Below are 19203 nucleotides of genomic sequence, written 5' to 3' on the forward strand. Positions count from 1 at the left end.
ACCGGTGGTCGCAGCCCCCGTGACGCCGGATCAACCCGTCGCCGACACGCCCCCCGCCCGCCGCCGGGACGTGCGCGGCACGCTGCTGCGGACGCTCCTGACCGCCGCCGGCGGCGCCGCGGTGTTCCTCAGCTTCCCCCCGCGCACGACCTGGTGGCTCGCGCCCCTCGGGTTCGCCGTCCTCGGCCTGCTGCTGCACGGCCGCCGCGCCCGCGCCGGCTTCGGCCTCGGCCTGGTGTGGGGGCTGGCGTTCATGGCGCCCCTGCTGCGCTGGACCGGAGAGTTCGTCGGCCTCATCGCCTGGCTGCCCCTGGCCCTGCTGTGCGCGCTGCTCATCGCGGTCGGCACCGCCGCCATGGCCGCCGTGTCCCGCCTGCCGGGCGCGCCGCTGTGGATGGCGCTGGTGTGGGTCGCCGACGAGGCGTTGCGCGCCGTCGTGCCCTTCGGCGGCTTCCCCTGGGGCAAGATCGCCTTCGGCCAACCCGAAGGCTGGTACCTGCCGCTGGCCGCGATCGGCGGAGCGCCCCTGGTCGGGTTCGCCGTCGCCCTCACCGGCCTCGGCGCCGCCCACCTGATCCGCGACTGGCGGATCGGCGTGCCCGCCCTCGTGCTGCCCCTCGCCGCCGCCCTCGCCGCCGCGACCCTCGTGCACACCGACCCCGACCAGGGCACCGCCACCGTCGCCGCCGTCCAGGGCAACGTCCCCCGCGCCGGCCTCGACTTCAACGCCCAACGCCGCGCCGTGCTCGACAACCACGTGGCCCGCACCCTCCTGCTCGCCGAGGACGTCCGCGCCGGCCGCGCCGAACAACCCGACCTGGTCATCTGGCCGGAGAACTCCTCCGACATCGACCCCTTCCGCAACGTCGACGCCGCCAACCAGATCCGCCGCGCCACCGAGGCCATCGGCGCGCCCATCGCCGTCGGCGCCGTCGTCATCGACCCCGACGACAAACTGCCCCGCAACACCGTCGTGCTCTACGAACCCGGCGTCGGCCCCACCGACACCTACACCAAGCGGCAGCTCCAGCCCTTCGGCGAGACCATGCCCTACCGCGGGTTCTTCCGGATCTTCACCGACGCCGTCGACCGCGCCGGCACCTTCCAACCCGGCACCGACCCCGAGGGCTTCACCATGGGCCCCGCCAAGGTCGCCATCGACACCTGCTACGAAGTCGCGTTCGACGGCGTCGTCCGCGACTCGGTCACCGAGGGCGCGAACCTCATCGCCATCCCCACCAACAACGCCACCTTCGGCTACACCGAGATGACCTACCAGCAGCTGGCCATGTCCCGCGTCCGCGCCGTCGAACACGGCAAAGCGGTCATCGTCTCCGCCACGAGCGGCGTGTCCGCGATCGTCGCCCCCGACGGGTCCGTCAGCCGGCGGACCGGCATGTTCACCGCCGACGCGCTGGTGGCCACCGTGCCGCTGCGCGGGGAGGCTACGCTGGCCACCCGGCTCGGCGCATGGCCCGAGTGGGTGATGACCGCTCTGGGCCTGATGGCCGTGGCGATCGCCTTGACAACGACACGACGACGGACGCGTCCGACCCCTGGTGCGGGGGCCGGCGAGGAGGACACGGATGGCGGACCAGCAGGCGCAGCCTGACCGCGAGCTCGGGCCGGTGCTGGTGGTGATCCCGACCTACAACGAGCGGGACAACATCGGGAAGATCGTGCGACGGCTGCACACCGCGCTGCCCCACGTGCACGCCCTCGTGGTCGACGACGGCAGCCCCGACGGCACAGGACAGCTGGCCGACGAGATGGCCGCCGACGACGACCGCGTGCACGTGCTGCACCGCACGGAGAAAGCAGGGCTCGGCGCGGCCTACGTCGCCGGGTTCCGGTGGGCGCTCGACCGCGGCTACGCGGTCGTGGTCGAGATGGACGCGGACGGCTCCCACGCCCCCGAGGACCTGCCCCGGCTGCTCGACGCCCTGCGCGACGCGGACCTCGTGCTCGGCTCCCGGTACGTGCCCGGCGGCAGCACGGTCAACTGGCCCAAGTACCGGGAGGTCATCTCCCGCGGCGGCAACGTCTACTCGCAGATCGCGCTCGGCGCGAAGGTCAAGGACATCACCGGCGGGTTCCGCGCCTTCCGCGCCGAGGTCCTCGACCGGCTCAAGCTCGACACCGTCGCCTCCCAGGGCTACTGCTTCCAGATCGACCTGGCGTGGCGCACCATCGAACTCGGCTACCGTGTCGTCGAGGTCCCCATCACGTTCACCGAGCGTGAGATCGGCGAGTCCAAGATGAGCGGCAACATCGTCCGCGAAGCGCTGTGGCGGGTCACCAAGTGGGGTGTGCGCCGCCGCGGCACCCAGCTGCGCGACCTGCTCGCGCCCAGGAAGGCCAAGACGCCCAGCAGCCGCTGAGCACCCGCGCCCACCACGCGGAAGGGCCCGCCGGAACGGATCCGGCGGGCCCTTCGCACGTTGACGCGGTCAGGCGGTGCGGGTGCGCCGCCCCTTCAGCTCCTCGAGCCGCTCGTCCAGCAGCTCTTCGAGCTCCGGGATCGTGCGCCGCTCCAGGAGCATGTCCCAGTGCGTGCGCGGCGGCTTGATCTTCTTCGCCTCCGGCTCGACGCCGTCGATGATCTTCGACTCCTGGCCGTGGAGACGGCACTCCCAGGTGTGCGGGATCTCGGCGTCGTCGGAGAACGGGACCTCGAAGTCGTGGCCCTTGGGGCAGGCGTACCGCACCGACCGGCGCGGGGCGAGGTCGTGATTGCGGTCGGTCTCGTAGCTGACTGCTCCGAGCCGGCTACCCCGTAGAACGCGGTCGGCCATGGCGGTGTCCTTTCGCTCGGCTCAGGGCCGGGGCCCAGGCTTGTTGCTCACCGAGTGCAACGATCGGACTGCTCCGTTCGTTCCCGGCTTCACGGTCATCGTCGCCCACAGTGACGTCTTTCACCCGTCAACGAAGGCTTCCTCCTAAGGGATGCAATCGCGGCCGGATCGTGACGCGTTATCAAGCTACCGGGCGACCCCATCACACTGATGGAGCAGTCCTGGCAGAAGACGTGCGGCTGCGACAGCTTAGACCGACCACGCAGGGCGACGTTACGGCGGGTTTAACTCGCCGGTAGTGACGTCCGTCATGGTTACGGTTACGCAAAGTTATTTCGCGGTCTTAACCGCAGCCCGCCACTCAGGGTGGCGGGACGAGTGTGCTCGGTGGCGGACATGAGGATGAATCACCCGTCCGGACCGCACCCAAACGTCCAATCGGACGCTTGACCCCTTCGATAGCTTCAGTGTCACTCGAAAGAGTGCTTTTCGGCGAGTCGGTCGAGCAACTCCCGCTGGGCCTTCACCACTTTTACCCGCGCCTCGACGAGCGGAAACCAGGCCACCCGGTCCACCTCGGGGAACTCGCGCACGGTCCCGGACCCGCGCGGCCACTCCAGGGTGAACGTCCCGGGAACCACCCGGTCGGGGTCCAGGTCGCCCGCCAGTGCCCACGCGGTCACGACCTTGCCGCCGGACTGCCGGACCTCGCCCAGCGGCACCAGCTCGCCCTCGGGCACCGGCAGCCCCAGCTCCTCGGCGAACTCCCGCCGCGCGGTCGCCTCCAGGTCCTCCCCGTCGTCGGGCTCGCCCTTGGGGATCGACCAGGCGCCCTCGTCCTTGCGGGCCCAGAACGGGCCGCCCATGTGCCCCAGCAGCACCTGCAGCCCGCCGTCGACCACCCGGTGCAGCAGGATCCCGGCACTGCGCCCGCCCGTCACGCCCGACACCCCGCCCCGCGACCGGTCCCCGCCCGCACAGTCCTCATGCGCACAGTGTGACGACCCCGGCGGGTCAGGTCTTGCGCCGGGTGCGCATGTGGATCTGCTCGCCCTGCTTGCCGAACAGGCTGAGGATCTCCACCGGCTCCGGACCCGCCGGCCCGAACCAGTGCGGCAGCCGCGTGTCGAACTCCGCCGCCTCGCCGGCCGCCAGCACCACGTCGTGGTCGGCCAGGATCAGCCGCAGCCGCCCCGACAGCACGTAGAGCCACTCGTAGCCGGTGTGCGTGCGCGGATCCGGCTCGCCCCGGTCCGGGATGATCATCTTGAACGCCTGCAACCCGCCCGGCTGCTGGGTCAGCGGCAGCACCGTCATGCCGTTGCGGCGCACCGGCACCGGCCGGATCCGGGGGTCGCCCACCGGCGGCGCGCCCACCAGCTCGTCGAGCGGCACGCGGTGCGCCCGCGCGATCGGCAGCAGCAGCTCCAGGCTCGGCCGCCGCTGCCCCGACTCCAGGCGCGACAGGGTGCTCTTGGAGATCCCCGTCGCCGCCGCCAGGTCGGCCAGCGTCGCGCCCCGGCTCGTGCGGATGTGGCGCAGCCGCTCGCCGACCTTGTCCAGCACCTCGTCGGTCGGGTCGTCGGCCGCGTCGTCGGCCGCGTCGGGGGCGGGATCGGCGGGGAGGTCGGCGTCGCTCATGTGTCGTCCCGGGATCGGCAACGGGGGATCCCAGTGTGCGGCGTCGGGGCCGCGGGCGGGCGACCGGGTCAGGTGAGGCTGAGCTGCCGGTCGTCCACCGGGTGCGGCCCGAGGTCGCCGGTGCGGTAGTGGGTGCGGCACAGCACCTGGTAGCGGACCTCCGCGGTGTCCGCCGCGACCGTGTCGGCGACCAGCACCGTGTCCCCGGCGCGCACCACGTCGCCGTCGTGCACGCGGGCGTTGAACCGGCCCGGCCGTCCGCACCAGCACAGCACCTCGACCTGGATCGCGTTGAGCTCGTCGGCCAGCTCGAACAGCCGCTGCGAGCCCGGGAACAGGGCACTGCGGAAGTCGGTGGCCAGGCCGAAGCAGTACACCTCGAGGTGGGCGTCGTCGGCGAGCTCGGCGAGCTGGTCGACCTGCTCGGCGGAGAGGAACTGGGCCTCGTCGACGATCACGTAGTCGACCCGGCTGCCCCGCGACCAGTGCTCCCGCACCAGCGCGCACAGGTCCATGTCCTCGTGGACCTCCAGGGCGTGGCGGACCAGGCCCATGCGGCTGGAGATGGTGGGCGTGCCGGAGCGGTCGTGGCGCACCAGCAGCAGCCCCCGGCGGCCCTGCCGGGCCTGGTTGTGGTCGATCTGCAGGGCCAGCGTCGACTTGCCGCAGTCCATCGGCCCGAAGAAGAACCGCAGCCGCCCCGTGGGCGGCAGCCCGCGACCGGCCCCGGCGGCGGGCACGGAGGACAGCGCGTCGGTCGGGTCGGGGGAGGTGATGATCGGTTCCACGGCGGGCCACCCTAATGCGCGGCGCCGGCCGCCGGTGTCCCGGCCTTGCCCGCGGGACCGGGACGGCGCCCGCGCGGCTTCGGGGTCGCGGGGCACCCCCGGCGCCGGTGAGGCGGGTCGTGCGACCAGCCGGGCGGAGGCGGGTCGCACGACCGGACTTGTTGCCGAGATATATCGCGAAGCGGTATAACGTGCGGTGTGAGAGGTATGTCGGAGCAGGTGTTCCTGGTGCTCACCGCGTTGGCGGAGGAGCCGTTGCACGGCTACGCGATCGTGCGCGCGGTCGACGGGCTGTCGGAGGGTCGGATGCGGCTGCGGGTCGGCACGCTCTACGGGGTGCTGGACCGGCTGGTCGCCGAGGGCCTGGCCGAGCGGGACCGGGAGGAGGTGCACCAGGGGCGGCTGCGCCGCTACTACCGGCTGACCGACGCGGGCGTGCGGGTGCTGGCGGCGGAGGTGGCCCGGTTGTCGGCCAACGTGCGCGCCGCGTCGTCGGTGCTCAAGGCGAGGGGTGCGCTGTGAGGTCGAACCTGGAACGCCGCTACCGGTCGCTGCTGCGGCTGCTGCCCGCCCGGTACCGCGCTGAGCGCGAGGAGGAGATGGTCGGCATCTTCCTCGCCGACCGCACCGACGACCTGGACCTGGAGCACGGCTGGCCGGGCTGGGGCGAGACGGGCGCGACGCTGGCGCTGGCCGTGCGGGTGCGGCTGGGCGCGCGGCGCCCGGCGGGGACCGCGCTGCGGGTGCTGGCGCTGACCGGGCTGCTCGGGCAGCTGGTGTCCTCGGCCCAGTCGTGGACGGTGACCGCCCGGCTCGGCGCCGCCGCGGACGGTCAGGGCTGGTGGTACGACGTGACGGCGCTGGTGGCGTTCGCGGCGCTGGTCGCCGGCCGCCGCGCGGTGGGCCGGGTCGCGGCGGGCCTGTCGGGTGTGCTGTCGCTGGTGGCGGTGGTGTGGTCGGCGGCGGCGGGGTCGCCGCCGTGGTGGACGCTGCTGTGGCAGGGCCCGGCGCTGCTGACGGCCGCGGCGGTGGTGGCGGGGTTCCACCGGGAGGCGCCGCCGGTGCCGCGGGTGTGGTGGGCGGTCGCGCCGGTCGCGCTCGTCGCCGGTGTCGCGTCGGTCGTGTCCGCCCCGGCGTTGTCGACGGGGACGATGTCCGCGGCGTGGCTGATCGCCGCCGCCGTGGTGGCGGTGTCGCGGCCCTGGACGGCCCGGGCGCCCGAGTCCGCCGCCTGACCCCGCGCCCGCCCGGGTCGTGCGACCCGGGCGGGGGACCGGTCACACCTTGGCGGGCACCGGGTTGCCGGACGCGGCGATCGCCTTGCGCACCGGCACGAAGATCATCAGCACGAACCCGGCCACGAAGAAGACCACCAGCGAGACGATCGCCAGCCGGAACGACCCGGTGGCCTGGCCGACCCCGGCGAACACCATCGGCCCCAGCCACGACGTGGACCGCTCGCCGACCTCGTAGAGGGAGAAGTACTGCGCCTCGCGGCCGGGCGGGATCATCTGGCTGAACAGCGACCGCGACAACGCGTTCGTGCCGCCCAGCACCAGCCCGATCCCCACCGCGAGCCCGTAGAACTGGACCTGCTGCCCGGCCTGCACGAAGAACGCCGCCGCGACCACCACGATCCACACGCACAGGCTCACCATGATCGTGCGCTTCGCGCCCCACGACTTCGCCACCCGCCCGTGCAGCATGCCGCCCAGGAACGCGACGAACTGCACGATCAGGATCGTGGTGATCAGCACCGTCTCGTCGAGCAGCAGTTCGTCACGCCCGTACTGGGCCGAGACGTTCGCGACGGTGGCGATGCCGTCGGTGTAGATGAGGTAGGTGCCCAGGAACGCCAACGTCAACGGGAACAGGCGGGCCTGCTTGATCGTCTGCCGCAGCTCGGCGAACCCGGCGGTGACCACCGACGCGCCCGACTCGGCGCCGTGCGGCGGCTGGTGCCGCTTGAGCCGCGCCAGCGGGATGAGCGTGAACCCCGCCCACCACAGACCCGAGAACACGAACCCGACGCGGACCGCCGCGCCCTCGCTCAACCCGATCGCGTCGTGACCGATGAACAGCGCCAGCTGCACCGCCAGCGCCAGACCGCCGCCCAGGTACCCGAACGCCCAGCCGCGGGTGGACACCGCGTCGCGCTCGTCGGGGGTCGCGATCTCCGGCAGGAACGCGTAGTACACGACGACCGACGCGCCGTAGCAGATGTTGCCCAGCACGAACAGCGCCACGCCCAGGTGCCAGTCGTCGCCGCTGACCGTGGCCAGCGCGACCGTCGCGACCGAACCGGTGAACGCCAGCCCGCCGAGCATGCGGCGCTTGTTCTGGGTCCGGTCGGCGATCGCGCCCATCACCGGCAGCACCACGACCTGCACGAGCGTGGCGATGGACAGCAGGTAGCCCCACAGCGACCCGGCCGGGAAGTAGGCGCCGAACAGGGAGATGTCGCACTGCCGCAGCGACCCGTCCACGCAGGCGTCCGGGCCGTTGCGGGCGGTGTCGGCGACGGCCGCCTCCTTGGCCACCGCGGTGAGGTAACCGGAGAGGAACACGGTGACCACCGAGGTGGGGAACACCGAGTTCGCCCAGTCGTACCAGGTCCACCCGCGCTGTTCCCGCTTGCGGTCCACGGCGGGTGCGGTGCTGTCGGCCACGCTCATGGGGGCGGACTGTATATCGCCCGCCACCCGTTCGTGGTGATCACCACCAAGCTGTTGCCAACCGGCCGTCCGCGCGCCACGCGCGGCCCGCTCAGCCCCCCGCCCAGACCCCCCGGTCGAGCAGCACGTCCCGCAGCCGGTCGGGCCGGTCGGTGACCAACCCGTCCACGCCCAGGTCCAGCAGCCGCCGCATCTCCGCCTCCTCGTCGACCGTCCACACGTGCACCTCCAGGCCCCGCCGGTGCGCGGCGGCCACGAACCGGCCGTCCACCACCAGCAGCCGGCCCTGCCGCACCGGCACCTGCGCCACCATGCCCCGCACCGGCAACCCCACCAGCGGCACCCGCCCCGCCGCCCACAACGCGCCCACCGACCGCGGCCCCATCGACGTCAGCAGCCCCGGCCCGCCCAGGCGCCGCAACCGGGCCAGCCGCCTCTCCGAGAACGACGCCAGGCACACCCGGCCCAGCGCGCCGGCGCGGCGCAGCGCCTCCAGCACCGGCACCACCGCCGAATCGGCCTTGACGTCGATGTTCACCCACGCGTCCGGCAGGTCCTCCAGCAGGTCCTCCAGCCTGGTCACCGGCTCCCGCCCGCCCACGTTCGCCCGCCGCACCGCCGACCACGGCTGCGCCGCCACCGGCCCGGTCCCGTCGGTCGTGCGGTCCAGCGTCGCGTCGTGGTGCACCACGACCACCCCGTCGGACGTCGCGTGCACGTCGGTCTCCAGATACCGGTAGCCCTCCCGGTGGGCGCGGCGGAACGCGGCCAGCGAGTTCTCCATCCCCGACAGCTCGTCGAGGTGCCAGCCCCGGTGGGCGAACGCGCGGGGGCGCGGTCCGGACAGGTACGGGTGGTTCGCGGTCACACCCGGAGTCTGCCCTGGCGGCGTGGCGCGGCGGTGACCGGTCGGTAGCGGGATAGCGTCGCCCGCCATGGAGCTGGTGACCGAGCCCGTCGCGGCACGCCGTGAGGAAGCCAGGCACTGCGCCTGGTGCGGACGCCGCCTGCCCGACAGCGGCCGCATCGGCCGGCCGCGCCGCTACTGCGCGCAGCCCTGCCGGCAACGCGCCTACGAACGGCGCGCCGCCGTGCAGCGCGGCGGACTGCCCGAGGACGCCGTCGTGCTGTCCGCGGGGGAGCTGGCCGACCTGCAGGACCGGCTGTTCCAGCTGCGGTGCGCCGCGGAGGACGTCGCCACCGCCGCCGCGGACGGCGCCGACGGGGCCGAGCTGCGACGCCTGGCGGCGGAACTGGTGGACACCGCGCGCGGTCTGGAGCGGTTGCGCTGACTCGTGTCGGCTTGCCCCCCGCGTGTGGTCTCGACCATCATGGCGCGCGGGTGGGCGAGGAGGGGCGCGTGAACGGCAACGGCGCGTTGCACCACGAGGTGCTCGACCGGGCCGACGTCGGTTTCGGTGTGACGGACGCGAACGGAACGCTGGCCTGGGTGAACCCGGCGCTGGCGGACATCCTCGGCGTGCCCGTCGACCACGTGGTCGGCCGGTCGCTGCCCGCGCTGCTGCCCGGCGCGCCCGAACGGCCCCGCGCCGGCCTGGCGCTGCTCACACCCAGCGCCTACCGCAAGGGGCACCGCTGGCTCGAGGTCACCTGCCAGACCCTCCCGGCCACCGGCCACGACACCGACGAACGGCTGCTGTACCGGGTCGTGGACGTCACCGCGTGGCGCGACCGCGAACTCGAGGCCACCCACGAGGCCGACGCCCTGCGCCGCGCCCAGGTCCTGGGCCGCATGGGCACCTGGGAGTGGCACATCGCCGAAGACCGCGTCGTGTGGTCGGACACCCTGCTGGAGATGTTCGGCTTCGGCCCCGACACCGAGCTGGACTTCGACGGCTACGCCGCCCTCGTGCACCCCGAGGACCTGTCCATGATCCAGGCCACCCTCGAGGAGGCCATGCGGTCGGGCGCCGGGTTCTCCTACACCCACCGCATGCTGCTGGGCGAGGACCGCACCGAACGCTGGTTCGAGTGCTTCGGCGAGGTCGTGGCCGACGAGGACGGCTCACCGCTGCGCGTGCTGGGCACCGCCCACGACATCACCCGCGCCCGCCGCGTGCACGACGAACTGCTCGCCCTGGCCGAGCAGGACCCCCTCACCGGCCTGGCGAACCGGCGCGCCGTCACCCGCGAACTGGAACGGCAACTCGCCGGCGGCGGCCCCGGCGCGATGCTGCTGCTGGACCTGGACAACTTCAAGGACGTCAACGACCTGCGCGGGCACGCCGTCGGCGACCGCCTGATGAAAGCCCTCGCCACCACCCTGCGCTCACGCCTGGCGCCGTCCCAGCTGATCGGCCGCCTCGGCGGCGACGAGTTCGCCGTCGTGCTGCCCGGCGCCACCCCCGCCGACGCCGCCCGCGTCGCCGAAGGACTGCGCGATGCCGTAGCCGCGTTGCCGCTCGTCGGCGCCGCCCGCAGCATCACCGTGTCCACCGGCGTCGCCGAGTACGGACCCGGCGACACGTGGGAACTCGTCCTGGCCAACGCCGACCTCGCCCTCTACGCCTCCAAAGCCGCCGGCCGCAACCGGGTCACCGTCTACGAACCCGGCCACTACGCCGACACCGCGAAACGCGTCTCCGTCCTGGACCGGCTGCGCGCCGCCCTCGACGACGGCGGACTCGCCCTGCACGCCATGCCCATGGTCCAGCTGGCCACCGGCACCACCCTCGGCCACGAACTGCTGCTGCGCCTGGAAGACGGCCAGGACCCCTACCTGGGGCCCGCCGAGTTCCTGCCCGAGGCCGAACGCTCCGACCTCGTCCTCGACATCGACCGGTGGGTGCTGTCCACCGCCATCGACGCACTCGTCGGCCACCCCGACCCACGACTGCGGTTCAACGTCAACATCTCCGGCCGCACCCTCGAGGACGAGGACTTCGGCGGGTTCGTCCTGGACCGCCTCGCCACCGCCGGCGTCGCACCCGGCCGCCTCGGCCTGGAGATCACCGAAACCGCCGCCGTCACCAACCTCGACGCCGCCCGCGCCCTCGCGCTGCAACTGCGCGCGTTCGGCTGCCGCATCATCCTCGACGACTTCGGCTCCGGCTTCGGCTCGTTCGTCCACCTCAAACACCTGCCCATCACCGGCATCAAGATCGACGGCGAGTTCGTGCGCGGCATCGACGAACGCTCCACCGACGCCGTCCTCGTCGCCGGCATCGTGCAGATCGCCCAAGGCCTCGGCCTCACCGCCGTCGCCGAGTGGGTCGAGCGCCCCGCCCAGGTCGACGCCCTCGCCCGCCTCGGCGTCCAGATCGGCCAGGGCTTCCACCTCGGCCGACCCCAACCCCTCGACCGCGTCCTCTCGGCCCAGCCGCAGCCGCCGAACGGCGCATTGTCGCCACGCATGGCCGGTGCGGAGGATGGGGCGCGTTCCTGATCACCACCGCCCCGCCCCCCGATGGGAAGCCACCGCCGTGCCCGGTACCCCCGACAGCCCCGCACGCGGTGTCCGCCGCGTCGAGCTGAGCACCACCCACCCCGAACCGATCGCCGAGTTCTACGCCCACCTGCTCGGCTGGGTGCTCATCGCCGAACCCGACGGCGCGTTCACCGGCTGGGTCGGCGACCGCCTGGCCCTGCGCGTGCACCCCGGCGACCCCGCCTGGCACGTCGTGTTCGCCGGCGCCGAACCCCGCGACCTCGACCTCGGCGCCGCCGTCGACCAGGGCCGCGTCCTGCACGGCCCCTGGGCGCCCCGGCCACGCCCCGGCGAACCCTGCTGGGTGGAACTGATGGGCGAACCCGCCGACGACGACTACTGGGCCGGCGAACTGGGCTGGCAGGTCCGCGACCCCGACGGCGAATTCACCCTCTACGACACGGGCACCGGCGACGACCGCCGCCCCGTCGCCGGCCGCCTCACCGCCCGCGGCGGCTGGACCTGCTACTTCGCCGTCCCCGACATCACCGCGGCCCTCGCCGAGGCGACCGACATGGGCGGCGCCGTCCTCATCGGCCCCCAAGCCGTCCCCACCGGCGTCGTCGCGGCCGTCGCCGACCCCGCCGGCTCCGTGTTCGCCCTGCTGGAGGACCCACCCGGCTGGGGCGGCGCCTGGTGCGCCACCCACCAGGCACACGCCTGAACACCGGGGGAGCGGCCACCCCGCACCGGGGAGCCCCGCCGTCAACCAGACCCCGGCCGGGCTCCCCGCAGCACACCCGGCCGGGAGAGCGCCCGGACGCTAGGAGCCCTGGACGAGCTCCGGCGGGAAACCACCCGTCGCGATCGGACCCCACCGGTCGATCGTGACCCGGAGCAACGACTTGCCCTGACGACGCATCGCGTCGCGGTACTCGTCCCAGTCCGGGTGCTCACCCGCGACGCACCGGTAGTAGTCCACCAGCGGCTCCAACGCCTCCGGCAGGTCCAGCACCTCCGCCCGCCCGTCCACCTGGACGTAAGGACCGTCCCAGTCGTCGGACAGCACGCACACCGTCACCCGCTCGTCCCGACGCGCGTTGCGCGACTTCGCCCGCCCCGGATACGTCGACACCACCACCCGGCCCTCACCGTCCACCCCGCACGTCACCGGCGACACCTGCGGACGCCCGTCGGCGCGCGCGGTGACCAGCAGCGCACGGTGACGCGGCCGCAGGAACTCGACCAACTCGGCACGGGACACGCGATCGGCGGTGGCGATTCTCGGCATGCCACCAGCCTAGGAGACACAACCCGGGGGAGAGGAGACCTCAGGCGCGACCCAGGATGTCGGCCACCACATCCGCCTTCGCGTCCGCGTACTGCTGCAGGTACGTCCAATCCCGCGCCGCCAGCTCCCGCTTCGTCCGCTCGTAGAGCACCCGATCCTCCTCCGACACCCGCAACCGGTCCCGGAACGCCACCATCCGCGCCACCTCCGGCTCACCCGCCGTGAACACGTGCAGGTTCACGTCCGTGTCCGGCCCCTTGAACATGCGGTGCTCCAACCACTCCGGCTCCCGGATCCGCACCACGTACCCCACCGCCTCCAACGCCGGCACGTACGACGCCTCGTCCGCCGAATCCGCCACCGCCAACACCACGTCCACGACCGGCTTCGCCGCCAACCCCGGCACCGACGTCGACCCCACGTGCGCCAACCCCAACACCCCCGCACCCAACGCGCCCCGGATCCGCGCCGCCTCACGCTCGTACAACCCCGGCCACGCCGGGTCGTAAGCCACCAGCACCACCCGACCGGCCAACCTCGGCGCGGCACCCACGTGCGCCGCCCGGATCCGCTCCTCCGACAACCCCACGACCCATCCCTCCTCACGCCCGACGGACCAGCCTAGAGCCCTCACCCGGGCAGCGGCGACGCCGTTCCCACCGCGAACAGGTCACCCCCCGCCCGCACCCGCTCCCGCACCTCGTCCGCCAGGAACACCAGGTCCTCCACCACCCGGCACGCCTCCACCTCCTCCCACGACACCGGCGTCGACACCGACGGCCGCGCCCGCGCCCGCAACGAGTACGGCGCCACCGTCGTCTTCGCCGGGTTGTTCTGCGACCAGTCGATCAACACCTTCCCCGTCCGCTGCGCCTTCGCCATCCGCCACACCACCTCCTCCGGCCACTCACCCGCCAACCGCTGCGCCACACCCTTCGCGTACTCCGACGTCGACCCCGCCGACGACACCGACACCGCCGCGTACACCTGCAACCCCTTCGACCCCGACGTCTTCACCACCGGCGCCAACCCGTCACCCTCCAACACCTCCCGCACCCGGCACGCCACCCGGCAGCACTGCACCACCGTCGCCGGCTCACCCGGATCCAGGTCGAACACCACCAGGTCGGGGGAGTGCCGCGCACCCCGCGCACCCACACCCCACTGCGGCACGTGCAACTCCAACGCCGCCAGGTTCGCCAACCACACCAACGTCGCCAAGTCGTCCACCACCACGAAATCCGCGTACTCCGCCCCCCGCGACGACCCCGGCGTCTCCACCCGCACCGTCCGCACCCACTCCGGCGCGTGCGACGGCGCGTTCTTCTCGAAGAACGACTTCCCGTCCACCCCGTTCGGGAACCGCCGCACCGTCATCGGCCGCCCCACCACGTGCGGCAACAACACCGGCGCGATCCGCGTGTAGTAGTCGATCACCTCCGCCTTGGTGAACCCCACCTCCGGGTACAGCACCTTGTCCAGGTTCGTCAGCTTCACCAGACGACCCTCCACCCGCACCAACGCCTCACCCGTCACGACGCACCTCCCCGGGCGCCCGATCCGGCCGCAACCCCCGCCACGTCGCGAACCGCAACCGGCCATCCGCCGTCCACTGCCGGTACGCCACCTCACCCACCAACACCGGCCGCACCCACCGCGCACCCCGAGCCCGCGCCCGCGGCACCCCCGACCCGAACGGCGACCCCGCCACCCCCAACTCCGACAACCGCGCCGTCAACCGCTCCAACTCCGCCTGGTCGAACCCCGTCCCCACCGACCCCGCGAACACCAACCCACCCCCACCGTCCGGGATGCCCAACAACAACGCCCCCACCAGACCCCGGCGCTTGCCCTCACCCGGCCGCCACCCCCCGATCACCACCTCCTGCGTCGCCACCGCCGTCACCTTCACCCACGACGGCGACCGCTGACCCGGCACGTACCGCGAATCCAGCCGCTTCGCCACCACCCCCTCCAACCCCTGCTCCCGACTCGCCGCCAACACCGCCGCCCCCTGACCCGGGAACGCCTTCGGCGTCAACCAATGAGCCCCCGCCAACCCCAACCCCTCCAACAACTCACGCCGCCGCGCATACGACAACCCCACCGTCGGCGAACCGTCCAGGTGCAACACGTCGAACACCAGGAACGTCACCGGCGACCCCGCCACCAACCGCCGCGCCTGCGCCGCCGACGCGTGCATCCGCCGCTGCAACGCCCCGAAACTCGGCCGACCACCCTCCAACGCCACGATCTCCCCGTCCAACAACACCTGCGTCGCACCCAACTGCGCACCCAACCCCTGCAACTCCGGGTACGTCCCCGTCACGTCGTTGCCCAACCGACTCGTCAACCGCACCCGACCACCCTCCACCCGGGCGATCGCCCGCACCCCGTCCCACTTGAACTCGAACGCCCACTTCGCCGCCGGCCCCGGCAACTCCACCGCCGACGTCGCCAACATCGGCGACAACACCTCCGGCAACGGCACCCAATCCGCCCGCACCGCCCCGTGCCGCCGCCGCACCATCCAGTCCCCACCACCGGACGACCCCCGGCGGAAGAACACGAACTCACCCTCCACCCGCGCACCGTGCAACACCACGTCCACCTCGCGGTCGGACCACTTCACCGTCTCGTACCGACCCCGATCCCAGATCACCATCTCACCCGCGCCGTACTCACCCTTCGGGATCACCCCCGAGAACGACGCGTACTCCAACGGGTGATCCTCGGTCCGCACCGCCAACCGGATCGTCCCCGGCTCCGACGGCAACCCCTTCGGCACCGCCCACGACACCAACACCCCACCCCGCTCCAACCGCACGTCCCAGTGCAGCCGCGACGCGTGGTGCTCCTGGATCACGAACGTGTCGTCACCACCACGGGGCAACACCGCGTCCTCACCCGGCACCGGCTCCGGCGTCCGACCCGCATCCCGCTTGCGCCGGTACTCCGAAAGATCCCCACCCATCCCCGCCGCCACGCCCTCAGGCGGGCTTCGCCTTCTTCTTCGCCGGAGCCTTCCGCGACGACGACCCCGACGACGACCCCGACGACGACCCCGACGAAGAAGCCGCCTTCTTCGCCGCGGGCTTCCGCGCCGCCGACCGCCCACCCCGCGCCGACTTCGCCTGCTCCACACTCCGCTCCAACGCCGTCATCAGGTCGATCACCTCACCGGCCTCCTCCACCTCCGGCCGATCCGGCAGCTCCGCACCCTCCGCCTTCGCCTCGATCACCTTCTGCATCGCCACCGTGTAGTCATCCGAGAAATCACCCGGATCGAACGACCCCGCCATGCTCTCCACCAACGACGACGCCATCTTCAACTCCTGCGGCCGAACCTCCACATCCGAGTCCAAGAACTCGAAATCCGGCTTCCGCACCTCATCCGGCCACAACATCGTGTGCATCACCAACAAGTCATCACGCGCCCGCAACAACGCCAACGTCTCCCGCTGACGGATCGTGATCTTCACCACCGCGAGCTGCCCACTGCGCTCCAAAGCGGTCCGAAGCAACACGTACGGACGCGTCGCCGCCTTGTCCGGCTCCAGATAATAAGACTTCTGGAAATAGATCGGATCCACTTCCTCGACCGGCACGAACTCCAACACGTCGATCGCGTGATCAGTGTTCACCGGCAACTTGTCGAAGTCCTCGGCATCCATCACCACGACCCGACCGTCGTCCAGCTCGTAACCCTTCGCGATATCGGCGTAGGCGACCTCCTCGCCGCACACCTGGCACACCCGCTTGTACCGGATGCGCCCACCGTCCTCCCGGTGCACCTGATGGAACCGGAAGTCGTGCTCCTCCGTGGCCGTGTACAACCGGACACCGATCGTCACCAACCCGAAGGAGATCGCCCCACGCCACACGGACCTCATGCCACGTGACTACCCGCGAACAGCGCGATCCGCACCAGGGCGTCACTCGAACGGGCTAACAATCACCAGGCCCCACGACCAAACACCGCAACCCTCAACCACCCTCCCGCCGCAACCTCCCCGACCGCACCCGCTCCACGCTCCGCCGCAACGCACCCAACAGATCCACCCCACCACCCGTCTCCTCCGGACCCCGCGCCACCGGCACCTCCACCGCACCCGCCGCCTTCGCCCCGATCAACCCCGCCAACCGCTCCCCATACCCGTCCACGAACACCGACCCGTCGAACGGCGCCGTCATCGACTCCACCAAAGACTCCGCCACCGCCAATTCCGCACCACCCGACACCACACCCGAAAAATCAAAACCCGGCTCCACCACCTGACCCGGCCACACCAACGTCTGCAACACCAAACCACCACCCCGAGGCCGCAACACACCCAACACCTCCCGACCCCTCAAACCCGCCCGCACCACCGCCACCCGGGACAACCGCACCAACACATCCCGCAACACCACGTACGACCCCACCGCCACCCGCTCCGGCTCCACGAAATACGACCGACCCCACAACACCGGATCCACCTCGTCCGCACCCACGAACTGCACCACCTCGATCGTCCGCTCCACCCCCGCGGACAACCCCGCCACATCCTCCGACTCCACCACCACCAAACGACCATCCGGCAACACGAACCCCTTCGCCACCTCCGACGACTCCAACCCCGCCCCGCACACCGAACACACCCGCCGATGCCGAACCCGCCCACCGTCCAACCGGTGCACCTCGTGCAACCGCACCCCGCGATCCCGCGTCGCCCCGAACAACCGCACCGGGAACACCACCAACCCGAACGACACCGAACCACGCCACAAAGCCCTCATAACACCTGCGTACACCTGTGCGAACATCGACTCACCCAAGTCACCCGCACAGCCCAACCACCCCGACCCGCCCCTACTCCCGATGCGGCAACCGCGCCAACGACGCATACGTCCGGTTGCCCGCCACCGCCGCCCGCCGCTCCCGCGCCGTCGCCTCGATGTAGTTCTGCGACGTCGCCAACGACGCGTGCCCCAACAACGCCATGATCTCCGACGCCGACGCGCCGTCCTCCGCCAACCGCGTCGCGAACGTGTGCCGCAACGCGTGCAGGTTCGCCCCCGACGGCACCCGGTCGTGCAACCCCGCCCACCGGAAGCACGACCGCACCAGGTACTCCAACCCACCCCGCCCGATCGGCTCGCCGTGCCGATCGCGCAACAACGCCGAACCCCGGTCGAACCGCCCCTGCGGGAAACGCCGCCGACACGACACCACGTACTGCTCGATGATCCGGTCCATCGCCGGCTCGATCGGCACCGACCGGTCCCGGTTGCCCTTGCCCGCCACGTGCAACCGACGCTCACCCGGCCGACCCACCACCGACGCGTGCGTCAACGTCCGCATCTCCGCCGACCGCAACCCCGCCACCAACCCCAGCGCCAACACCAGCACGTCACGCTCCGGCCACGGATCACGACCCTGCCGGGCGCCCTCCGCCGCGGCCGCCAACAACCGCTCCGGCGTGTCCTCGCCCCGCAACGGCTTCGGCACCAGCGGAGGCGTCTTCGGCCGCGCCACCGCACCCATCGGGTTGCCCGCCACCAGCTCCTCCGCCACGCAGAACGTCAGGAACTGGTTCCACGTCGACCACGCCCGCAGCACCGACGACTTCGCGTGCGAGTCCGCGAACACCCCGAACGCCTCCCGCAGGTTCCGCGTCGTCAACGCCGCCATCTCCAGCCGCTCCGGCGCCGTGCCCGTCACCTCCGCCAACAACGCCGTGACACCCGCCAGATCACGCCGGTACGCCGCCGTCGTGTGCGGCGAGTCCTTCCGCGGCCGACGGGCGAGGAAGAACGACTCCTGAGCGGCAAGCACCAACATGTCGATCTTCCTACCGCACACCACCGACAATTCCGGCCACCAGGGGAGGGGAGGACCCCGAACCCACCCGATCGCCGCAGGGGAGCACCGCACCGACCCGGACGACCTCCACCGGCGGCGACCCGGATCACGCGGCAGACGTGTCGCGTGCCGGTCGAGGGGAGAGCCGGCACGCGGCTGTCACCGGGGCCGGGCCGGGGTCACGGGTGCGCGCGTTCCGCCGTGTTCCCGGAGTCGGGTGATGATTGATGGATAATGGCAATTATCCATCATAAGTGGGTCCGGAAGGGGTTCGGGCTCCGACCGGGGGATGCCCCTCTCGGAACGCCCGCCGCCGGCCGGGCACGACCCCTGGGACGCGTCTTCGCGTGCGGCACGCGCACCAGGGCGTGACCCGCGCCCGGACGTCCCGGCGAGCCGCCGACGGGGTGCCACCGGAGGTCCTGGGGCACGGCCCTCGATGATCAACAGATCGAGGTGAACGTCCGACGTGCGCGTCGGTCCGCCATCCGCCGACACCACCGGTGATCCGTCACTGTGACGTTTCTAGGTGGTGTCTCGGGCGTGCACCGGCCCGACGTTGTCTCGGGGACTTCCCGGCCCGGAGCCTCTCGGGCCCGGGTCGGCCGCCTTGGCGCGCGCGGCGCTGTCAGTCTGTCCGCCGTGCGGATGATGCGCGACGGTCGCGGACGGCCGGCGAGCGACCGTCGCGCGTGGACGTCGTGTCGTCACGGTGTGGCCGGCCTGCGGGCCTCGGGTGCCCGTGACCCCTGCCGACCGGCCTGTCCGGAAACGCCGATA

Annotated in this window: 20 protein-coding genes; 7 read left to right on the forward strand and 13 right to left on the reverse strand. The window is 72.2% G+C overall.

All coding sequences use genetic code 11. The annotated features are described in order from the left end of the window. The first annotated feature begins 4 nt into the window (after positions 1-4). Together lnt and EDD40_RS02585 are read left to right on the forward strand one after the other, a co-directional pair. A complete protein-coding gene (gene lnt / locus EDD40_RS02580) occupies positions 5-1612 on the forward strand; it encodes an apolipoprotein N-acyltransferase (protein ID WP_246037361.1) in 1608 nt (535 codons plus the stop codon). Continuing rightward, positions 1587-2381: a polyprenol monophosphomannose synthase gene (locus EDD40_RS02585; RefSeq protein ID WP_123741472.1), complete on the forward strand. Its 795-nt coding sequence runs from the start codon at positions 1587-1589 to the stop codon at positions 2379-2381. Before lnt ends, EDD40_RS02585 begins: the two co-directional genes overlap by 26 nt. Before the next feature lie 69 nt (positions 2382-2450). On the opposite strand, the gene EDD40_RS02590 is transcribed toward EDD40_RS02585, so the two are convergent. The 4 genes from EDD40_RS02590 to EDD40_RS02605 form a co-directional block, all read right to left on the reverse strand. Then, on the reverse strand, positions 2451-2795 hold the full coding sequence (locus tag EDD40_RS02590) for an RNA polymerase-binding protein RbpA (RefSeq protein WP_123741473.1): 345 nt from the start codon (positions 2793-2795) through the stop codon (positions 2451-2453). 470 nt (positions 2796-3265) lie between these two features. Next, positions 3266-3736: an NUDIX hydrolase gene (locus EDD40_RS02595; protein ID WP_123747695.1), complete on the reverse strand. Its 471-nt coding sequence runs from the start codon at positions 3734-3736 to the stop codon at positions 3266-3268. 73 nt (positions 3737-3809) lie between these two features. Then, a complete protein-coding gene (locus EDD40_RS02600; protein ID WP_123741474.1) occupies positions 3810-4436 on the reverse strand; it encodes a helix-turn-helix domain-containing protein in 627 nt (208 codons plus the stop codon). 68 nt (positions 4437-4504) lie between these two features. Continuing rightward, positions 4505-5224: a thymidine kinase gene (locus EDD40_RS02605; RefSeq protein ID WP_123741475.1), complete on the reverse strand. Its 720-nt coding sequence runs from the start codon at positions 5222-5224 to the stop codon at positions 4505-4507. Between the two features lie 207 nt (positions 5225-5431). Here EDD40_RS02605 and EDD40_RS02610 point away from each other — a divergent pair, with 207 nt between their 5' ends. Both EDD40_RS02610 and EDD40_RS41355 read left to right on the forward strand, forming a co-directional pair. After that, positions 5432-5746, forward strand: coding sequence for a PadR family transcriptional regulator (locus EDD40_RS02610; protein ID WP_123741476.1), 315 nt, complete (start codon positions 5432-5434; stop codon positions 5744-5746). Further along, the gene (locus EDD40_RS41355) at positions 5743-6459 is read left to right on the forward strand and encodes a hypothetical protein (protein ID WP_170184925.1); all 717 of its coding nucleotides are present in this window, start codon (positions 5743-5745) and stop codon (positions 6457-6459) included. Before EDD40_RS02610 ends, EDD40_RS41355 begins: the two co-directional genes overlap by 4 nt. 42 nt (positions 6460-6501) lie before the next feature. Here the strand turns inward: EDD40_RS41355 and EDD40_RS02620 are convergent, their stop codons facing one another. Both EDD40_RS02620 and EDD40_RS02625 read right to left on the reverse strand, forming a co-directional pair. Next, positions 6502-7899: an MFS transporter gene (locus EDD40_RS02620; RefSeq protein ID WP_123741477.1), complete on the reverse strand. Its 1398-nt coding sequence runs from the start codon at positions 7897-7899 to the stop codon at positions 6502-6504. A gap of 91 nt (positions 7900-7990) precedes the next feature. Continuing rightward, positions 7991-8767, reverse strand: coding sequence for a glycerophosphodiester phosphodiesterase family protein (locus EDD40_RS02625; RefSeq protein WP_123741478.1), 777 nt, complete (start codon positions 8765-8767; stop codon positions 7991-7993). A gap of 67 nt (positions 8768-8834) precedes the next feature. Here EDD40_RS02625 and EDD40_RS02630 point away from each other — a divergent pair, with 67 nt between their 5' ends. From EDD40_RS02630 to EDD40_RS02640, 3 genes are all read left to right on the forward strand, one after another. Then, a complete protein-coding gene (locus tag EDD40_RS02630; RefSeq protein WP_123741479.1) occupies positions 8835-9191 on the forward strand; it encodes a hypothetical protein in 357 nt (118 codons plus the stop codon). A gap of 68 nt (positions 9192-9259) precedes the next feature. Continuing rightward, on the forward strand, positions 9260-11305 hold the full coding sequence (locus EDD40_RS02635) for a putative bifunctional diguanylate cyclase/phosphodiesterase (RefSeq protein ID WP_246037364.1): 2046 nt from the start codon (positions 9260-9262) through the stop codon (positions 11303-11305). Between the two features lie 37 nt (positions 11306-11342). Further along, positions 11343-12011, forward strand: a complete 669-nt coding sequence (locus EDD40_RS02640) for a VOC family protein (RefSeq protein ID WP_123741480.1) — start codon at positions 11343-11345, stop codon at positions 12009-12011. 99 nt (positions 12012-12110) lie between these two features. Here the strand turns inward: EDD40_RS02640 and EDD40_RS02645 are convergent, their stop codons facing one another. The 7 genes from EDD40_RS02645 to EDD40_RS02675 form a co-directional block, all read right to left on the reverse strand. Beyond that, entirely contained in the window at positions 12111-12578 is a 468-nt protein-coding gene (locus EDD40_RS02645) for a PPOX class F420-dependent oxidoreductase (protein WP_123741481.1), read from the reverse strand. 40 nt (positions 12579-12618) lie between these two features. Continuing rightward, a complete protein-coding gene (locus EDD40_RS02650; RefSeq protein WP_123741482.1) occupies positions 12619-13167 on the reverse strand; it encodes a GrpB family protein in 549 nt (182 codons plus the stop codon). Positions 13168-13208: 41 nt separating this feature from the next. Continuing rightward, positions 13209-14114 carry a non-homologous end-joining DNA ligase gene (gene ligD, locus EDD40_RS02655; RefSeq protein WP_123741483.1) on the reverse strand — a complete coding sequence of 302 codons (906 nt, stop codon included), beginning with the start codon at positions 14112-14114 and terminating at the stop codon, positions 13209-13211. Further along, complete coding sequence (gene ligD / locus EDD40_RS02660) at positions 14104-15552, reverse strand: non-homologous end-joining DNA ligase (RefSeq protein ID WP_123747697.1); 1449 nt, start codon at positions 15550-15552, stop codon at positions 14104-14106. The genes ligD (EDD40_RS02655) and ligD (EDD40_RS02660) overlap by 11 nt, the downstream gene beginning before the upstream one ends. Positions 15553-15568: 16 nt before the next feature. Continuing rightward, positions 15569-16471 (reverse strand): non-homologous end joining protein Ku, encoded by a 903-nt coding sequence (ku, locus tag EDD40_RS02665; protein ID WP_123741484.1) that lies wholly within the window; start codon positions 16469-16471, stop codon positions 15569-15571. A 94-nt stretch (positions 16472-16565) separates the two neighbouring features. Further along, positions 16566-17384, reverse strand: coding sequence for a non-homologous end joining protein Ku (ku, locus tag EDD40_RS44220; RefSeq protein WP_281277738.1), 819 nt, complete (start codon positions 17382-17384; stop codon positions 16566-16568). A gap of 46 nt (positions 17385-17430) precedes the next feature. Further along, on the reverse strand, positions 17431-18402 hold the full coding sequence (locus EDD40_RS02675) for a tyrosine-type recombinase/integrase (RefSeq protein WP_123741485.1): 972 nt from the start codon (positions 18400-18402) through the stop codon (positions 17431-17433). Positions 18403-19203: the final 801 nt, after the last annotated feature.

Source organism: Saccharothrix texasensis, assembly GCF_003752005.1.
In the GTDB taxonomy this organism is placed as follows: Bacteria; Actinomycetota; Actinomycetes; order Mycobacteriales; family Pseudonocardiaceae; genus Actinosynnema; species Actinosynnema texasense.